Annotated in this window: 14 protein-coding genes; 12 read left to right on the top strand and 2 right to left on the bottom strand. The window is 72.6% G+C overall.

The window, feature by feature from the left end; translation table 11 throughout:
* Positions 1–135 precede the first annotated feature (135 nt).
* Both ACZ4D5_RS12645 and cynR read right to left on the bottom strand, forming a co-directional pair.
* Positions 136–651, bottom strand: coding sequence for a lytic polysaccharide monooxygenase auxiliary activity family 9 protein (locus tag ACZ4D5_RS12645; protein WP_467772344.1), 516 nt, complete (start codon positions 649–651; stop codon positions 136–138).
* A gap of 95 nt (positions 652–746) precedes the next feature.
* Positions 747–1,667: a transcriptional regulator CynR gene (cynR, locus tag ACZ4D5_RS12640; RefSeq protein ID WP_467772343.1), complete on the bottom strand. Its 921-nt coding sequence runs from the start codon at positions 1,665–1,667 to the stop codon at positions 747–749.
* Positions 1,668–1,827: 160 nt separating this feature from the next.
* Between cynR and ACZ4D5_RS12635 the strand changes: the two genes are divergently transcribed.
* The 12 genes from ACZ4D5_RS12635 to secD all read left to right on the top strand — a co-directional run bounded on the left by ACZ4D5_RS12635 (position 1,828) and on the right by secD (position 17,057).
* Positions 1,828–2,433 (top strand): carbonic anhydrase, encoded by a 606-nt coding sequence (locus tag ACZ4D5_RS12635; RefSeq protein ID WP_467772342.1) that lies wholly within the window; start codon positions 1,828–1,830, stop codon positions 2,431–2,433.
* Positions 2,434–2,527: 94 nt separating this feature from the next.
* The gene (gene cynS, locus ACZ4D5_RS12630; RefSeq protein WP_467772341.1) at positions 2,528–2,998 is read left to right on the top strand and encodes a cyanase; all 471 of its coding nucleotides are present in this window, start codon (positions 2,528–2,530) and stop codon (positions 2,996–2,998) included.
* A gap of 35 nt (positions 2,999–3,033) precedes the next feature.
* Positions 3,034–3,828, top strand: a complete 795-nt coding sequence (locus ACZ4D5_RS12625) for an aminoglycoside adenylyltransferase family protein (RefSeq protein WP_467772340.1) — start codon at positions 3,034–3,036, stop codon at positions 3,826–3,828.
* 135 nt (positions 3,829–3,963) lie between these two features.
* The gene (locus ACZ4D5_RS12620) at positions 3,964–5,259 is read left to right on the top strand and encodes an ABC transporter substrate-binding protein (protein ID WP_467772339.1); all 1,296 of its coding nucleotides are present in this window, start codon (positions 3,964–3,966) and stop codon (positions 5,257–5,259) included.
* Positions 5,256–6,230 (top strand): carbohydrate ABC transporter permease, encoded by a 975-nt coding sequence (locus ACZ4D5_RS12615; protein ID WP_467772338.1) that lies wholly within the window; start codon positions 5,256–5,258, stop codon positions 6,228–6,230. The genes ACZ4D5_RS12620 and ACZ4D5_RS12615 overlap by 4 nt, the downstream gene beginning before the upstream one ends.
* Positions 6,231–6,243: 13 nt before the next feature.
* On the top strand, positions 6,244–7,056 hold the full coding sequence (locus ACZ4D5_RS12610; protein WP_467772337.1) for a carbohydrate ABC transporter permease: 813 nt from the start codon (positions 6,244–6,246) through the stop codon (positions 7,054–7,056).
* A gap of 30 nt (positions 7,057–7,086) precedes the next feature.
* Entirely contained in the window at positions 7,087–10,260 is a 3,174-nt protein-coding gene (locus tag ACZ4D5_RS12605; protein WP_467772336.1) for a glycoside hydrolase family 38 N-terminal domain-containing protein, read from the top strand.
* A 107-nt stretch (positions 10,261–10,367) separates the two neighbouring features.
* On the top strand, positions 10,368–12,062 hold the full coding sequence (locus ACZ4D5_RS12600) for a class I mannose-6-phosphate isomerase (protein WP_467772335.1): 1,695 nt from the start codon (positions 10,368–10,370) through the stop codon (positions 12,060–12,062).
* On the top strand, positions 12,059–12,922 hold the full coding sequence (locus ACZ4D5_RS12595; RefSeq protein WP_467772334.1) for an ROK family protein: 864 nt from the start codon (positions 12,059–12,061) through the stop codon (positions 12,920–12,922). The genes ACZ4D5_RS12600 and ACZ4D5_RS12595 overlap by 4 nt, the downstream gene beginning before the upstream one ends.
* A 69-nt stretch (positions 12,923–12,991) precedes the next feature.
* Positions 12,992–14,065, top strand: coding sequence for a LacI family DNA-binding transcriptional regulator (locus tag ACZ4D5_RS12590; RefSeq protein ID WP_467772333.1), 1,074 nt, complete (start codon positions 12,992–12,994; stop codon positions 14,063–14,065).
* 172 nt (positions 14,066–14,237) lie between these two features.
* Entirely contained in the window at positions 14,238–14,609 is a 372-nt protein-coding gene (locus tag ACZ4D5_RS12585; protein WP_467772332.1) for a hypothetical protein, read from the top strand.
* A 99-nt stretch (positions 14,610–14,708) separates the two neighbouring features.
* Positions 14,709–17,057 (top strand): protein translocase subunit SecD, encoded by a 2,349-nt coding sequence (gene secD / locus ACZ4D5_RS12580; RefSeq protein ID WP_467772331.1) that lies wholly within the window; start codon positions 14,709–14,711, stop codon positions 17,055–17,057.
* Positions 17,058–17,121: the final 64 nt, after the last annotated feature.

The raw sequence follows: 17,121 nt of genomic DNA, 5'->3' as shown, positions 1-17,121 counted from the left end.
GGGCACGCGGACCCGGCGGCCTGTGGGGGAAAGCCTGCCCCGCCGGACCAGGAGTCGGTCCGGCGGGGCAGGCACGGCATCCGCCCCGGCGCGTACCGCCGAAGTGTCGCCGGTGAAGTGTCGCCGGTGGCGACGTCAGCCCTTGATGTTCACGTCGATGCAGGCGTAGAAGGCGTTGGCGGTGTCCGCGATGTTCCACACCGCGAGGACCTTCTGCTTGCCGGTGAGTCCGCCGAAGTCGACGGTGTGGGTGACCGTCTCGCCCGGCTGGGCGCCGCCGTCGTCGACCTCGGCGATCTTGTTGCCGCCGACGAAGTACTGCCAGGTGCTCGTGCTGTGACGTGCCGTCAGCTTCCAGCTGAACTCCTGGGAGGAGCCGACGTCGGTGGCCTGCCAGCCCTTGCTGTCGTCGTCGAGTTCCTTGAACCGGGCGTTGCCGCCGCTGCAGGTCGTCTGGCCCTTGGGGCCCTCGACGCTCTGCGGCTCATGGGTGATCTCGCCGCACGACACGGTTCCGGCCGCGCACTGGGCCTGGCGGCTCGGGGGCGAGTTGACGTAGCCGTGGGCGCCGGCCGGGGTGACCGAGGCCAGGACCAGCAAGGGCGCGCAGCCCGCGCCGATGACGGCGGCCAGTTTCCGCTTCGAATGCATCTCTGCTCCCTCTGGGTGGGGGGATGAGGGGGAAGAGACAACCGGGCGCCTCGGTCGACTCATTGGCCTAGACCTTACTGATTGTCAGAACGCCGTCAACCCTTCAACTGATGTTCGTGGGAGAGAAGTTGTTCCCGTGACCACTCGTGGGCCAGCTCCGTGAAGGCGCGCGCCGCGGCGCTCTGGTAGCCGCTCTCGCGGCGCAGCAGCGTGACCGTCCGCGCGGACGGGGCGGGTTCGAGCGGGACGGTGTGCAGGCCGGGGCGGTCGCGGGTCAGGGCGTCGGGCAGGACCGTGGCCAGCGGAGTGTGCCGGACGATCTCGGTGAGCGCGTGGATCGACGTGGCCTCCACGGCGACGTCCGGCCGCACCTCGTGGCGGGTGAAGTGCGCGTCGATGTGCACGCGCGTGGCGAAGTCGCCGCTGAGCAGCGCCAGTTGTGCGGCGGTGAGCTCGTCGAGGGGGAGAGGGGCCGTCCGGCCCGCGTGCGGGTGGAGGTCGCCCACCACGAGGCTGAGCGACTCGGTGAACAGGTCCGTGGCCGACAGGCCCGGCAGATGCGGACCGTGGAAGGCGATGCCGAGGTCGAGCTCGTCGGCGAGGAGGTCGGGCTCGATGCGGTCCTGCGGCAACTCGCGCAGGCGCAGGGCGATCCCGGGATGGCGCTCGTGCAGCAGGGCGGTGAGCGGCCCGACGAGATAGGTGGTGAACGTCGGCGTGACGGCCAGGCGGAGCGTGCCGCGCGACAGGTCGGTCACGTCGTGCACGGCGCGCTCGGCCGCGGCCAGGTCCCGCAGGGCGCGGCGCGCGTGTGGGAGATAGGCGGCGCCGGCGTCGGTGAGGCGCACCGTGCGGCCGCCGCGGTCCAGGAGCGGGACTCCGACGGCGCGCTCCAGCTGACGGATCTGCTGGGACAGCGTCGGCTGGGAAATGTGGAGTTCCTCGGCCGCCCGCGTGAAGTTGCCGTGCTCGGCGACGGCGAGCAGATACCGCAGATGACGCAGTTCAGGGGCCATGCACGCCACTATAGACGCACCTATAGATGCTATCGATAGAAGTCATGGATAGTGCGTCTTGGACGCTATAGACGCAGGTCATACATGGTGGATCTCGTCAGCCCGACAGGGTGGACCCCCACCGGCCCGACAGGGCCGGCCCCTATCGAAGGGAGTGACCATGCGAGACCTCGCCGCGGGAGTGCGATGCTTCCAGCGGGACGTCTTCCCGGCCAAGGCGGAGCTGTTCGAGCGCCTTGCCACCCGCCACACGCCGGACACGCTGTTCATCGGCTGCTCCGACGCTCGCGTCGTACCCGAGCTGATCACCCAGCGCGAGCCTGGCGAGCTGTTCGTCATCCGCACCGCGGGCAATCTCGTCCCGGCCCACGCGCCGTACGCGGACGGAGTCGCCGCGAGCGTCGAGTACGCGGTGGCCGTCCTCGGCGTCACCGACATCGTGGTGTGCGGCCACTCGGCCTGCGGGGCGATGACCGCCCTCGCCGAGCGCCAGGACCTGACCGGCGCGCCCGCCGTCGCCGACTGGCTGCGCCACGCGGACGCCGCGGTGGCCCGTACGCCCGACTCGGCGGACGGCGGCGAGCGGGTGGCCGCCCTGGTGCGGGACAACGTCCTGGCCCAGCTCGCCCACCTGGCCACGCACCCCCCGGTGGCCCGGGCGCTGTCCCGCGGCGCGCTCGCGCTGCACGGCTGGGTCTACGACATCGCCACGGGCGCCGTCGAGGACCTCACGGCCACCAGTGCCGTCGCCGCGACCGCGGCCTGAACCACCTGCCCGCGGCCTGAACCACCGCGCCGCCCGAACCACCCCCGCGGCAGGACACCTCTGCCCGAACCCCTCCCGAAAGGACACCCCTCTCATGATCCACGCCCAGTTCGACGCCACCGCCCGCCAGGACCTCGCCGTCCGCGCCGTCGAGGCCAAGGTCCGCAAGGACCTGTCCTGGCAGCAGATCGCCGACGTCACCGGTTTCTCGGTCGCCTTCGTCACCGCTGCCGTCCTCGGCCAGCACGCCCTGCCGGAGCCCGCGGCCAAGGCCGTCACCGAGCTGCTCGGCCTGGACGACGACGCCGTGACGCTGCTGCAGACGATCCCGACCCGCGGTTCGATCCCCGGCGGCATCCCCACCGACCCGACGATCTACCGCTTCCACGAGATGCTCCAGGTCTACGGCACCACCCTGAAGGCCCTGGTCCACGAGCAGTTCGGTGACGGCATCATCAGCGCCATCAACTTCAAGCTCGACGTGAAGAAGGTCGCCGACCCCGAGGGCGGCGAGCGCGCGGTGATCACCCTGGACGGCAAGTACCTTCCCACCAAGCCGTTCTGACCCACTGGCACCCGCGTGCGTGGCGACTGTCTACCATGCGGGCGGGAGCTACGGACGGAGTGACAGTGACGCAGACCGACGACGTGGTCCACCTGGTCGGCGACGTGCTCGGAGCGGACGACATCGTGGGCGTCTACCTGCACGGCTCGGCCGTCCTCGGCGGTCTGCGTCCGCACAGCGACATCGACGTCCTCGTCGTCGCCCGGCGGCGCACCACCGCCGGGCAGCGGCAGGCCCTGACCGACGGTCTGCTCGAGATCTCGGGCAGCGGGGCGCCGGGCGAGCCCCTGCGCCCCGTCGAGCTGACCGTCGCCGTCCAGGACGACGTCCGTCCGTGGACGTACCCGCCCCGCTGTGAATTCCAGTACGGCGAGTGGCTGCGCGATGCGTACCTGCGCGGCGAGACACCCGAGCCCGAACCGAGCCCCGACCTCGCGCTCCTGGTGACGATGGTGCTGCGGGGGCGCGCCGCCCTGGTGGGACCGGCCCCGGACGAGATCCTCGACCCGGTCCCGCCCGGGGACGTCACCCGCGCGATGGTCGCCGGCGTCCCCGAGCTGCTCGCCGAACTCGACACCGACACCCGTAACGTCCTGCTGACCCTCGCCCGGATCTGGACGACTCTGGCGACGGGGGAGATCAAGTCCAAGGCGGGAGCGGCCGGTTGGGCCCTGGAACGGCTGCCCGCCGAGCACCGGCCGGTGCTCGAACGCGCCCGTGCCGTCTACCTCGGTGACGAGGAGGAGGGCTGGGACGACCTCCTGCCGCAGGTGAAGCCGCACGCCCGGTACGTCGCGCGGGAGATCGAGCGGCTGGCCCCGCGGGACTGAACCACCGTACGTACAACAGAAGTTCGCGACGCGAGCGGTTCGCGACCCATTGACATCGGACTCGGCCGCGGTGATGCTCCATCACGCCCGTGTTAACGATAACAGCGGGCTGAGGCACGCCTGAGGGAGTCATCCATGTCAGGTAGTCGTCACCCTTCCCTCGACCGCCGCGCCGTGCTCCTGGCCGCCACCAGCGCCACCGCGGGCGCCCTCGCGACCGCCTGCGGCACCGCTGAGGGGCAGCCCCGGGGCAAGGTCGCCGTCCTCGGCGACAGCGCGGCGTGGGAGAAGCCCATGGCCGCCGCCGGGTCGGCCATGAAGTCGGTGGCGGCGCTGAGTCTGGTGCCCGAGGTCAACCCGTCCCTGGAGTCGTTCGAGCAGATCGTCAAGTCCTCGCTGCGGACCAGCAAGACCCCCGACATGCTCAAGTACTGGTCGGGCTACCGCCTCCAGGACCTCGCCCGCACCGGCGGCATCGTCGACCTGACCCGGCAGTGGGAGAGCGCCGTCGCCAGGGGCTGGGTCGACGCCTCCCTGCGCGGCGCGTTCACCTACCGGCGGCGGGTCTACGGCCTGCCGATGAACCTCGCGTACTGGGTGTTCTTCCACAACCCCGAGGTCTTCCGCGAGCACGGCATCAAAGCCCCGAAGACCTGGGAGGACTTCCTCGCCGCCTGCGCGCGCCTGAAGAAGAACGGCATCGTCCCGCTGCACGGCACGGCCGACGGGCGCTGGCCCTCCTTCATCTGGTTCCAGGAGATCCTCAGCCGTCAAGACCCCCGTTTCTACGCGGACTTGATGAACGGCCGCGAGCGCTACACCGACCCGCGCGCCGAGCGGGCCCTGCGCACCATCGCGTCCTTCTTCGACAAGGGCTGGTTCACGCCCATGGACATGAACCACAACGACGCGGCCGCCGCGATGCTGCGCGGCAAGGTCGGCATGGTGCCCTGCGGCACCTGGCTCGGCTCCACCCTCGCGGCCGCGGGCGGCAGGCCCGGCAAGAACCTCGACGCGTTCGTGCTCCCCATGGCCGACGCGAGGGCCCGCCCCAGCGTCATCTTCGAGTCCAGCGCGCTCGTCGCCACCGTCAAGGGCCCCGACCGCGCGGAGGCGTTGAAGGCCACCAGGACCTGGCTGCACCCCACCGTCATGAAGGCGTTCTCGCACACCCTGCAGGACGGCTGCCCCAACCCGGAGGTCGAGCCCGCCAACCCCGTGATCGAAGGGCTCGCGAAGAAGGTGCGCGGCGACAAGTTGTGGCTGCTCAACCGCTTCTGGGAACAGGGCCCGCCCGAACTGGTCGAGGCGACCGTCGACGACCTCGCCGGGTTCCTCCTCGACCCGTCCTCGTACCGCAGGACGCTGCGCACCATGCAGGACCGCGCCGACGAGGCCTGGCGCGTGTGGCGGGAGGCGGAGGAGACATGACCGAGACCGTGACCCCCGCGCACGGCGCAGCGAAGGCCGCGCGCGTCCGCCGCAGGGTGCCCACCCGCACCCCGCACCAGGCCGCGAGGGCGGGCGGCGGCAGGCTCGGCGGCCCCCTCGCCGCCCTGCCCTGGGCGCTGCCCGCCTTCGCTCTCGTCGGCGTCCTCCTGGTGTATCCGTTCTTCCGCAGCGTCTACGGCAGCTTTTTCGAGGACAACGGCTTCACGAGCAGCTTCACCGGATTCGACAACTACGCGCGCCTCGCCGACGACCCGGTCTTCGGCCGGTCGGTGCTCAACACCCTGATGTGGGTGGCCGGCACGCTGCTGCTGCCCGTCCTCGCCGGGCTCCTCATCGCCGTCGCCACCCACCGGACGCGGTTCGGCGGCATCGCGCGTCTGATCATCGTCCTTCCGTTCGCGATCTCGGGCGCGGCCACCGCCGTCCTGTGGAACTTCATGCTGACCTCGGACGGCGCGGTCAACCAGGTCCTGCGCGGGATCGGCCTGGACGGCTGGGCGCAGACCTGGCTTCTGGAGTGGCCGCAGAACACCCTCTCGATGATCGTCGCGAGCACCTGGCAGGCGACCGGGCTGAACGTGGTCCTCTTCGCGATCGGGCTGCGCGCCATCCCGCGCGAGACCGTCGAGGCCGCCGAGCTGGACGGGGCGAGCGGCTGGCGGATGTTCCGGCACATCACCCTGCCTCAGCTGCGCGCCGTGACCGTGGTGGTGGTCGGCATGGCCATCGTCAACAGCCTCAAGGCGTTCGACATGATCTGGATCCTCACCAAGGGCGGCCCGTCCCGCTCTTCGGAGACCCTCGCCCTGAGCATGTACCGCGAGGCGTTCCGGCTGTTCCACGTGGGGTACGGCTCGGCCATCGCCCTCGTCCTGTCGGTGATCGTCGTCGCCTCGTCCTGGATGTACCTGCGCCGCCAGATGCCCGACACCGGCACGGCCGAGAGCTGAGGAGGGGAGTCCCATGGGACGCGCGGTACGCAACCTCTTCGTCGCCGCATGCGTGGTGCTCTGGCTGGTCCCGCTGTATCTGCTGATCGTCAACGCCCTGACCCCGGCGGTCGAGTACGCGGGCAAGCCCGAGTGGACCGTGCAGGGCTTCGACCTGTGGGAGAACGTGCGGACCGCCTGGGACGTGGCGGGCATCGGTGACAGCTTCCAGGCCTCGCTGCTCTACGCCGTCGTGTGCGGCCTGGTCGCCGTCCTGGTGGCGGCCATGGCGGCGTTCGCCGTCGTCGTGCTGCCCATCCCCAGGCCCGCGTTCTGGTTCTGGCTGATCTACTCCGGCACGCTCTTCCCGCTGCAGATGTTCCTCGCGCCGCTCTTCGGCCTGTACGCGGACACCAACCTGTACGACACCAGGCTCGGCCTGATGCTCGTGTACGCGGCCTGGGCGGTGCCCTTCGCCTTCTTCCTGATCCGCAATCAGATGACCACCATGCCTGCCGAGTTGACGGAGGCCGCGCTGATCGACGGCGCCTCCTTCTGGCGGATCTTCTGGCGCATCCACATACCGCTGATGAGGGCGGGGCTGGGTGCGGCGTTCATCTTCCAGTTCACGGCCGTCTGGAACGACCTGCTGCTCGGCATCACGCTCAGCCGCAGCCCCGAAGTGCAGCCGGTCATGGCCGCCCTCAGCACCCTGAACAACGCCTACTCGTCGACGGGTCCTCCCGTCATCCTGGCCGGCGCGCTGATCGTGTCCGTGCCGACCCTCCTCCTCTTCCTGGTGTTCCGCGGCCTGTTCCTGCGCGGCATCACCGCATCCGCACGCTGACCCGACCGCCCCACCCCAGGAGAGATCCGCATGACGACACGGGCACTGGTCCGCACCACCGACTGGGACAACGACCGGATCCGCGACAGCCTGCGCTCCAGCGTGGTCTCCGCGGAGGGCGGCCTGCCCGACGGCGCCGTCCTGCGGCTCACCGAGGAACCCCTCCTGCGGCGCGCCGAGGACGGCACGCTCCTCCAGTCGCTGCGCGTCGAGCCCGTCAACGGCACGGCGATTCCCGCCGAGTTGGGCGTGCGTACGGAATCGGGGACGGCGCTGCGCGTCGAGCGCATCGCGGGACCGGGACGGTCCGTGCGGCTCCTGCTGCCCGCCGTCGACGCGCCGACCCGCGTCACCGTCGGCCTCCCCGACGGACAGGACGGCATCGACGTGCCCCTGACCCCGCAGCGCCGCTGGACCCTGCACCTGGTCCACCACTCCCACCTGGACATCGGCTACACCGATCCCCAGGGCCGCGTCCTCGCCGAGCACCTGTCCTTCCTCGACTCCTGCCTGGAGCTCACCCGCGCCACCGACGACTGGCCGGAGGAGTCCCGGTTCCGCTGGTGCGTCGAGTCGTTGTGGTCCTTCCGGCAGTGGGCCGACGCCCGCCCCGCCGAGCAGGTCGAGGAGTTCGTGCGCAGGGTCCGCGAGGGCCGCATCGAGCTGACCGCGCTGCCGTTCAACCTGCACACCGAGACCTGCTCCACGGACGAGCTCCACGAACTCCTGCGCCTGGCCCGCTCCGTACGCGACGAGCACGGCGTCGACTTCACCTCCGCCATGCAGACCGACGTGCCAGGCGCGGTCGTCGGGCTCGTCGACGCCTTGGCTGCCGCGGGCGTCAGGTACCTCTCGGTGGCGCACAACTGGGCCGGGCGCTCCGTGCCCCACCTGGTCGGCGGCGAGAAGCTGCCCCGCCTCTTCCGCTGGCGCGCGCCCAGCGGCAACAGCGTCCTGGTGTGGGTCACCGACACCCCGCACGGCCTCGCCTACATGGAAGGCCCGCTGCTCGGCTTCGACACGGACTACGCGGACGTCGACGACCTGCTCCCCGCCTATCTGACCTCCCTCGCCACCAACCCGTACCCCTACCGCGGCGGCATCTTCGGCTGGGCCATGGACCACACCGAGGTCAAGCGCGAGCCCTACCCCTGGGACGTCCTCCACCTGCGCGTCCAGGGCAAGTTCGGCGACAACGCGCCGCCGCGGCGCATCATCGCCGACACGGTCCGCCGCTGGAACGAGACCTGGGCCCACCCCCAGCTGCGGCTCTCCCGCAACGAGGACTTCTTCACCGACGCCGAGGCCAGGCTCGGCGGCGAGATCCGCACCTTCGAGGGCGACTGGACCGACTGGTGGGTCGACGGGGTCGGGTCGGGGGCGCGTCCGCTGTCCCTGGCCAGGACCGCCCAGTCCGTGGTCGCCGACGCCCAGACCATCGGCACGTTCGCCGCCCTCCTCGGCGCCACGGGGGCCGAGGACGACAGCGCGGACGCCGCCGGGGTCTACGAGGCGGTGTCGCTCTTCGACGAGCACACCTGGGGCGCCGGCGACCCGTGGACCCACGGCGACGAGGGCGGTCACTCCGGCGAGCACCAGTGGCACTGGAAGTACGGGCAGGCGATGCGCGCCCACGACGACGGCAACGCGCTGCTCGCCCGCGCGAGCGCCCGCCTCGGCCAGCGCCTCGCCGCCGTGCCGGACGCGGACGCGACCTACCACGTCGTCAACACCTGCTCCTGGCCGCGCACCGACGTGGTCCGTGTCTTCCTGCCGGAGAGCACCGTGCCGCTGGAGCGCGAGGTGACCGTGCGCGACGCCCGCGACGGGCGCCGGCTGCCCCACGAGGAACAGCCGCAGACCAACGACGACCACCGCGACGCGGGGCGCTTCCTCCTCGTCCGCGTCGACGACGTGCCGCCCGCGGGGACGGTGCGCCTGGACGTCGCCGCCGCGGCCGGCGCCACCTCGCCGGACGCGGACACCACGACCGTGAAGGCCGCCACCGGCTGGAACCCGACCGGCGGCACCGAACGCGAGGACCCCGCCGAGAGCGCGGCCGAGGCTCTCACGCACCCTGCCCCGACCCTCCTGGAGAACGAGCACCTCGCCGTCCGCGTCGACCTCGCGCACGCCTGCGTCGCGTCGATCGTCGACAAGCGGACCGGCCGTGAACTCGTCCGTGAGGACGCCGTCGTGGGCTTCAACGGCTACGTCCACGACAGCTACACCACCGCCGGAGCCTTCAACCACAACTCCAGCCGCACCACGGCATCGGACCGCCTCGAACACCTCGGCACCCGCGCCGTGGCCCCGCCCGCCGCGCTCATCGCCCGCCGCTCCACCGCCACCGGTGAGTCGATCACGTACGAGACACGTCCGGCCGGCGCCAACAGGCTGCGCACCACGCTGACCCTGCCGCACGGCGTGCCCCGCCTCGACATCGAGAACCGTCTCGACAAGGACGCCGAACTCGGCAAGGAGAGCGCCTACTTCGCGTTTCCCTTCGCCTTCGACGACCCGGTCGTCCGCATGGAGGCCTCGGGCGGCGCCACGGGGAGCGGCCTGCCCGTGGTGCCGGGCTCCGCCCTGCACATGCGGGCCGTGCGGCGCTGGGTGACGCTGCACGACGACGACCTCGCCGTGGCCTGGTCCACACAGGACGCGCCGCTCGTACAGTTCGGCAACATCGCCCTGCCGTACGCGCCGTTCCCCAGGACGATGGGCCACGACGAGCCCGCCACCGTCTTCTCCTGGATCCACAACAACCTGTGGGACACCAACTTCCCCAGCCGGCAGGGCTTCGAGTTCACCTTCCGCTACTCCCTCGCCAGCGGCTCCAGCGCCGACGGCCTCGGTCAGCACACGGCCGCGGCCTGGAGCCGCCCGATGCGCGCCGTCCGGGCCAGGGGGGTCCCGGGCGGCGCGCGGGAGCGGCAGCACGCCTTCGTCGACGTCGGCGACCGGCGGGTCCGGCTCGTCGGCGCCACCACGCCCGAGCCCGGTCACGTCCTGCTGCGGCTCCAGTCGTTCGCCGAGGAGCCGGTGGCCTGCCCCGTCCGCGCAGGCTTCCCGGTCGCCGCCGCGCACCGCGCCGACTATCTGGGCACGGTGGTGGACGGTCAACTGCCGTGTGTGGACGGTGAGGTGACGGTGGATCTGCCCCCGCTGGGGACGACCGCGGTCCTTTTCGTGCGCCCTTGACGTTTCGTACGTCCTTGAAGTCCCGTTCCCGAACCACTGGTCCTGAAGCCCGCCTCCGATGTCCGACCCCGAGCGTTGTTCCCGTACGTCCGCACGAAGGAGAACGTGTGTACCGGCTCGACCCGCGCTACGCCCCCGCGCCAGGAACCGTCCTCGCCACCGGCTGGCAGGCCGTCGCCGCGCGGCTGCCCCAAGGCCCCGCGACCATCGCCGTGGACGGGCCGCCGACGGTGGACTGGGACGCGCTTGCCGCCCGCCTGACCGAGGAGCTGACCGCGCGCGGCGCCGCCGTGCGGACCCTCGACCTGCGCGCCCACCACGCCCCGGCCGCCGAGGTGCGCCGCCGCACCGAGTCCGCGCGCGACGCCGAGGACCCCTACTACTGCCGGCTCGCCGACACCCCGCTGCGCGACCTCTTCGACGACCTCCCGCGGCCGCACCCGCCGACGGGGCGCGAACTGCTGCTCGTCCACGGCCCCGGCGCCGCGCTTCTCCCGCACGACCTGCTCTGGTACGCCGACCTGCCCAAGCGCCACGCCGAGGCCGCCGTCGCCGCGGGCACCGGCCGCAATCTCGGACTGCCGTTTGAACGAGGCGACTTGAGGAGGCTCTTCTACATCGACTGGCCCGTCCTCGACCGTCACCGCGACGCCCTCGCCCCCCGCGTGGACGCCTGGCTGGACGTCCAGGACCACGAGGGCCCCACCTCCGTCGACGGCGCCGGACTGCGCGCCACCCTCGCCGGGCTGGCCCGCCGCCCCGTGCGTACCCGGCCGTACTTCAACTCCACTCCCTGGGGCGGCCACTGGGCCCAGCGCACGCTCGGCTTCGCCCCCGGGGCCCGCAACACCGCCCTCGGCTACGAACTCATCGCCCCCGAGGCGGGCGTCCTCATCGGCACCCATCCCGGCCAACAGGTGGAGATCCCCTTCCAGCTGCTGTGTGTCCTGCACCCCGACGACCTGCTCGGACCCCAGGTGAGCGCCCGCTTCGGTACGTCCTTCCCGATCCGCTTCGACTACCTCGACACCGTGGACGGCGGCAACCTCTCGGTGCACTGCCACCCCAAAGAGCCGTACATGCGGGAGAAGTTCGGCTGGGCCTACACCCAGCACGAGACGTACTACATGACCCTCGGAGGGCCGGACAGCCGTGTCTTCCTGGGCCTGCGCGAGGACGCCGACCTGGGCCTCTTCCGCAAGGAGATCGAGGAGGCCGCGCACGACGGGGTGCCGATGGACCCCGAGGACCACGTCATGACCTTCCCCGCCGAACAGGGCCGGCTCTTCATGATCCCGGCGGGCACCCCGCACGCCAGCGGAGCGGGAAACGTGGTCCTGGAGATCAGCGCCACCCCCTACCTGTACTCCCTGCGCTTCTACGACTGGCTGCGCCCCGACGCCGACGGCCATCCACGCCAACTCCCGTACGAACACGGCCTGGCCAACCTGGAGACCGGGCGCCGAGGGGCCGCCGTCGCACACGACCTGGTCCAGGAGCCGCGCACCCTGCGCCGCGGCGACGGCTGGCGCGAGGAACTCCTCGGCGCGCTCGATGAGATGTTCTACGAGGTGCGGCGCTACACCCTCGACGCGGACGCGGTGGCCGACGACGACACGGCGGGCCGCTTCCACGTGCTGAACGTCGCCGAGGGCGAGGGCGTCGTGCTGCACACCGCGGCGGGGGAGCGGCACACGCTCTCGTACGCGGAGACACTGACGGTGCCCGCCGCCGTGGGCCCCTACCGCCTCGCCGCGGTCGGCGAAGGCACGGTCAGGGTCGTGAAGGCACTGGTCCCATGAGGCCCGTCCTGGAGCTCGGCGGCACCCATGTGACCGCGGCGCTCGCGGACCCCGCCACGGCGCGTGTGACCCGGCGCGTGCGACGGCCCCTGGACGCCCGGGGCACCGCCGAACACGTCCTCGGCACGGTCGTGCGCTGCGCCGCCGACCTGGACGCCCCCGCCGGGTGCGTGTGGGGCGTCGCGGTGCCCGGCCCCTTCGACTACGACAAGGGCATCGCCCGCTTCCGCGGCGTCGGCAAGTTCGACGACCTCTACGGCATCGACGTACGCGCGGTGCTCCTCGACGGCATCTGGCCGCGCCCCACGGACGCGGTGTTCCTCAACGACGCGCACGCCTTCCTGCTCGGCGAGTGGCGGGCGGGCGCCGCGCGCGACCACCACCGCTGCGTGGGCATCACGCTGGGGACGGGCGTGGGTTCGGCCTTCCTCGTCGGCGGCGACATCCGGCACGCGGGCCCCGGCGTGCCGCCGCAGGGCCGCATCGACCTCGTCGAGGTGTGCGGCAGGCCGCTGGAGGACTCGGTGTCGCGGCGGGCCGTCCTCGCGCGCTACGGCTGTGACTCGGAACGGGTCCTGGACGTCTGCGATGTCGCCGAGCGCGCGCGGGCGGGGGAGCGGCGTGCGCGGGCCGTCCTCGACGAGGCGTTCCGCACCCTCGGCGGCGTACTCGCCCCGTTCCTGCGGGACTTCGACGCCACGGCACTCGTCGTCGGCGGCGCGATGGCCGCCTCGTGGGATCTGCTGCGGCCCGCACTGCGCGCGGGCCTGGGGGATACTCCGGTCACGCTGCGCGCCGCGGCGCTCGGCGAGAACGCGGCGCTCGTGGGGGCGGCGGCGCACACGGTGGCCGCGCGCTGACCACACGGTTGCCGCCAGTACGGTCGCCGTCGGCACGGCCGCCCAACGGAACGGAAGGACATCCGCACCATGCCCGGACCGCCGGATCCGCACAGCGGTCGCCCGCGGCGCGACGCCAGGAGCGGCCAGCCCACCCTGCGGGACGTCGCCGAGCGCGCGGGCGTCAGCGCGATGACGGCGTCCCGGGTGCTGCGCGACGACCCGCAGGTGCTGCCCGCCACCCGCGAGAGGGTCCGCGCGGCGGCCGCCGCCCTCGGCTACCGCCCCAACGAGGTCGCCCGCAGCCTTCGCCTCGGCCGGGGCAGCGGCCTGGTCGGGCTCGTCGTCACCAACCTCGCGAACCCCTTCTACTCGCGCCTCGCACTGGGCGTGGACTCCGTGGTCGCCGAGCACGGCCTGAAGACGGTGATCGGCAACACCGGGCAGGACCCCGACGCCGAGCGGGAACTGGTCGCGGACCTGGTGGCCCGCCGCGTCGACGGCATCATCGCCGTGCCCGCCGGCGCCGACCAGCGCCACCTCGCCGCGGCGGCCGCCGAGGGCGTGCCGGTGGTCCTCGCCAGCCGCCCGCCCGAGGGCTTCGCAGCGGACTGCGTCCTGGTCGACGACTTCGGGGGCGCGCGCGACGCCACGGCCCGCCTCCTGGACCGCGGACACCGCCGCATCGGCTTCCTCGGCTCGCCGCCCGCCGTGTACACCGGCATGGAGCGGGTGCGCGGCTACGCGGCCGCCCTCGCCTCGGCGTGCGTCGCCATGGACCCGCGCCTGGTGCGCCAGGGCCAGACGGAACCGGACCAGGCCACGCGCGCGGCGGCCGCGCTGCTCGCGCTGCCCGACCCGCCCACCGCGCTGTTCTGCTCGAACAACCGCAACACGATAGGGGCCTTCCGCGCGATCCGCGCCCTGCGCGCCTCCGGCGGCCCGCCCGTCGCCCTCGCCGGGTTCGACGACTTCGAACTCGCCGACGCGCTGGGGCTCGCCCTCACCCTGGTCGCGTACGACAGCGACGAGCTGGGCCGGGCCGCGGGCCGCCTCCTCGCCGACCGCCTCCACGACAGACGGCAGGGCGCCACCGGAGAGACCGGGCAGAGGCCGCCGCGGCACGTCGTGGTGCCCACCAGCCTGGTGGAGTACGGGACGTGAGTGGGAGGGGGATGCCGGGACCTGAGCGACCCGGGTGATCCGGGTGATCCGGGTGGCACAGGATCTTGGGGAAGTCCGAGGAACGCGGAACGGACCGGGGTGCCCCATACGTTGGGCAGGGCGGGGCCACGCCGTGCGCAGCCCGACGAGCACCGAAGGGACGGGGGGACGCGTGCCGCAGCAGAGCCGCTCCGCGCGCCTGGCCGCGTCCGCGCTGACCCTTGTCGTCACCGTCCTCGCGCTCTTCGTCCCGGCGGCCGGGGCACAGGGCATGCCCCCCGACGGGCCGCTCACCCACCACACGGTGGCGGCGCACGCCGGAAAGGGAGCCGGACCGGACGACGTCCCGGCGCTCCACGTCGCGGTCACCCACCGGCCCGACGCCCACATCCCCGGCCCGCAGCCGGCGGGCCCCGCGCGCACGGCCGTGGACACGGCCCCGCGCCGCGCCCTCGGCGGGCCCGACACGCGCCCCGCCACCGCACTCGCGCCGCCGCGTCGGCCGGCCGAGTCCGCCGCCCCGCGCGGCCCGCCCCACCGATGAGCACGCAGACCGTCATCGACGCCTGACCCCTCTGCCCCGGCGCGCACCGCGCGGGGCCGGTCACGCGTCCCTCCGTCCTGCCCTCATCGTGGAGTACGCATGTCTCGCCCACCCTTGTCCCGCGCACCACTGTGGAGGGCGATCGTCGCGCTCGCGGCCGTCGCCCTGTCCCTGTACATCGCCCTCACCCAGTCCGCCCGCCTCGGCCTCGATCTGCGCGGCGGCACCCAGATCGTCCTGGAGACCCGGGACACACCCACCGTCAAGGCCGACGCCGCGTCCACCGACCGCGCCCTGGAGGTCCTCAGGCAGCGCGTCGACGCGCTCGGCGTCTCCGAACCCGGCATCGCCCGCTCCGGCGAGAAGCGGATCATCGTCGAACTCCCCGGAGTGCAGGACCCGCGCGAGGCCGCCGAGGTCATCGGCCGCACCGCACAGCTCACGGTCCACCCGGTGACGGGGGAGTCCGCCGCCAAGGGCTCCGCGAAGCCCGCGGCCGACGGATCGCGCACCCTGCCCGACCCGGACCGGCCGGGCAGCCACCTGAAGCTGGGCCCCACCGCCCTCACCGGCGAGGGGGTCAAGGACGCGGAGGCGGTCCTCGACCAGCAGTCGCTGAGCGGCTGGATGGTCTCCCTCGACTTCCGCAAGGGCGCGGGCGACACCTGGGCGAAGATCACCTCGGACGCGGCCTGCGCACCTCAGGGCGCCCCGGAACGCCGCGTCGCCATCACGCTCGACAACAAGATCATCTCTGCCCCCGGCGTCAACGCGGACGTGGTGTGCGGGACCGGCATCACCGGCGGCTCCACGCAGATCAGCGGCGACTTCGACCAGGCCGAGGCGCGCGACCTGGCCGCGCTCGTCAAGGGCGGCGCACTGCCGGTGCCCGTCGACGTCGTGGAGCAGCGCACCGTCGGCCCGACGCTCGGCGCCGACGCCATCGAGGCGAGCACCGAGGCCGCCGTCATCGGCATCGCGCTGACCGCGCTGTTCATCACCGTCGTCTACCGCATCCTGGGCGCGCTCGCCGCCTTCGCCCTCGCGTTGTACGGCCTCATCTCGTACGCCGCTCTGGTGGCGCTCGGCGCGACGCTCACCCTGCCGGGGCTCGCCGGGTTCGTCCTGGCGATCGGCATGGCGGTCGACGCGAACGTCCTCGTCTTCGAACGGGCGCGGGAGGAATATCTGGGCGTCCGGTCCAAGGACCTGGCCAAGCCCGTGAAGACCGGCTTCACCAAAGCGTGGAGCGCGGTCATCGACTCGAACGTGACGACGCTCCTCGCGGCCGGGCTGCTGTTCTTCTTCGCCACGGGGCCGGTCAAGGGCTTCGGGGTCACCCTGTGCATCGGCGTCTTGGCATCGATGCTCACGGCACTCGTCATCACCCGCGTGCTCGCCGACTTCGCCGTCGCCCGCAGCTTCGTACGCAAGCGCCCCGGCCTGACCGGCATCGCCTCGACGGGCCGCGTCCGCACGTGGCTGGCGCGCCGCAACCCGAACCTGGTCCGTCACCGGCGCCGCTGGCTCGGCGCGAGCGCGCTCCTGGTGGCGGTGGCCGTCGCCGGAATCGTCATCCGCGGCCTGGACTTCGGCGTGGAGTTCACCGGCGGCCGCCTCGTCGAGTACAGCACCAGCAGGCCCGTCGACGCGGACACGGCGCGGAACGCCGTGTCCGACGCGGGGTTCCCGCGCGCGGTGGTGCAGGAGTCCGGCGACGGCGACATCACCGTACGCACGGAGAAGCTCACCGACGACGAGCAGCAGCGCGTCAAGGCGGCCTTGGCGGAGCCCGGCGGCACCGTCACGGTCGAGCGCGACGAACAGATCGGCCCGAGCCTCGGCAGCGAACTGCGCCAGAAGGCGCTCCTGGCCCTGGGCATCGCGGTGGCCGCCCAGCTGATCTACCTGAGCGTGCGGTTCCGCTGGACCCTCGCGGCCGCGGCCGTGTCGGCGATGGTCCACGACGTCCTCCTCGTGGTGGGCCTGTTCGCCTGGTTGGGCAAGCCGGTGGACAGCGTCTTCCTCGCGGCCCTGCTCACGGTGATCGGCTACTCGGTGAACGACACGGTGGTCGTCTTCGACCGCGTACGCGAGGGGCGCCGCAGGGACCCGCGGGGCGATCTGGAGAAGACGGCCAACCACGCGGTGGTCCAAACCCTCCCGCGCACGGTGAACACGGGCATGGGAGCCCTCTTCATCCTGACCGCACTGGCGGTGCTGGGCGGCGACTCGTTGGCGGACTTCTCCGTGGCGCTGATCGCGGGCGTCCTGGTCGGCATCGCGTCGACCGTCTTCACCGCCGTCCCGATCGCCGTCGCCCTGGAACACCGCAACCCGGCGCCGCCACCGGCGCGGGGCCGCCGCGGCGCGATGGAAGTCCCGGACGGATACAGCCCGTTGGAGGCGCGCAGGAGGAAGGAGAGGGGGACGGGCGCGGTCGTCTGAGCCCGCGCGGACGCCGCCGGAATCCCGCGTGGCACGCCGAGCGGTCGCTCGACGGCTCGGCGTG

It is taken from the genome of Streptomyces sp. NPDC025651, from assembly GCF_055558735.1.
The sequence above is the reverse complement of the archived record's forward strand: the minus strand, read 5'-3'. Positions and strand labels throughout refer to the sequence as shown.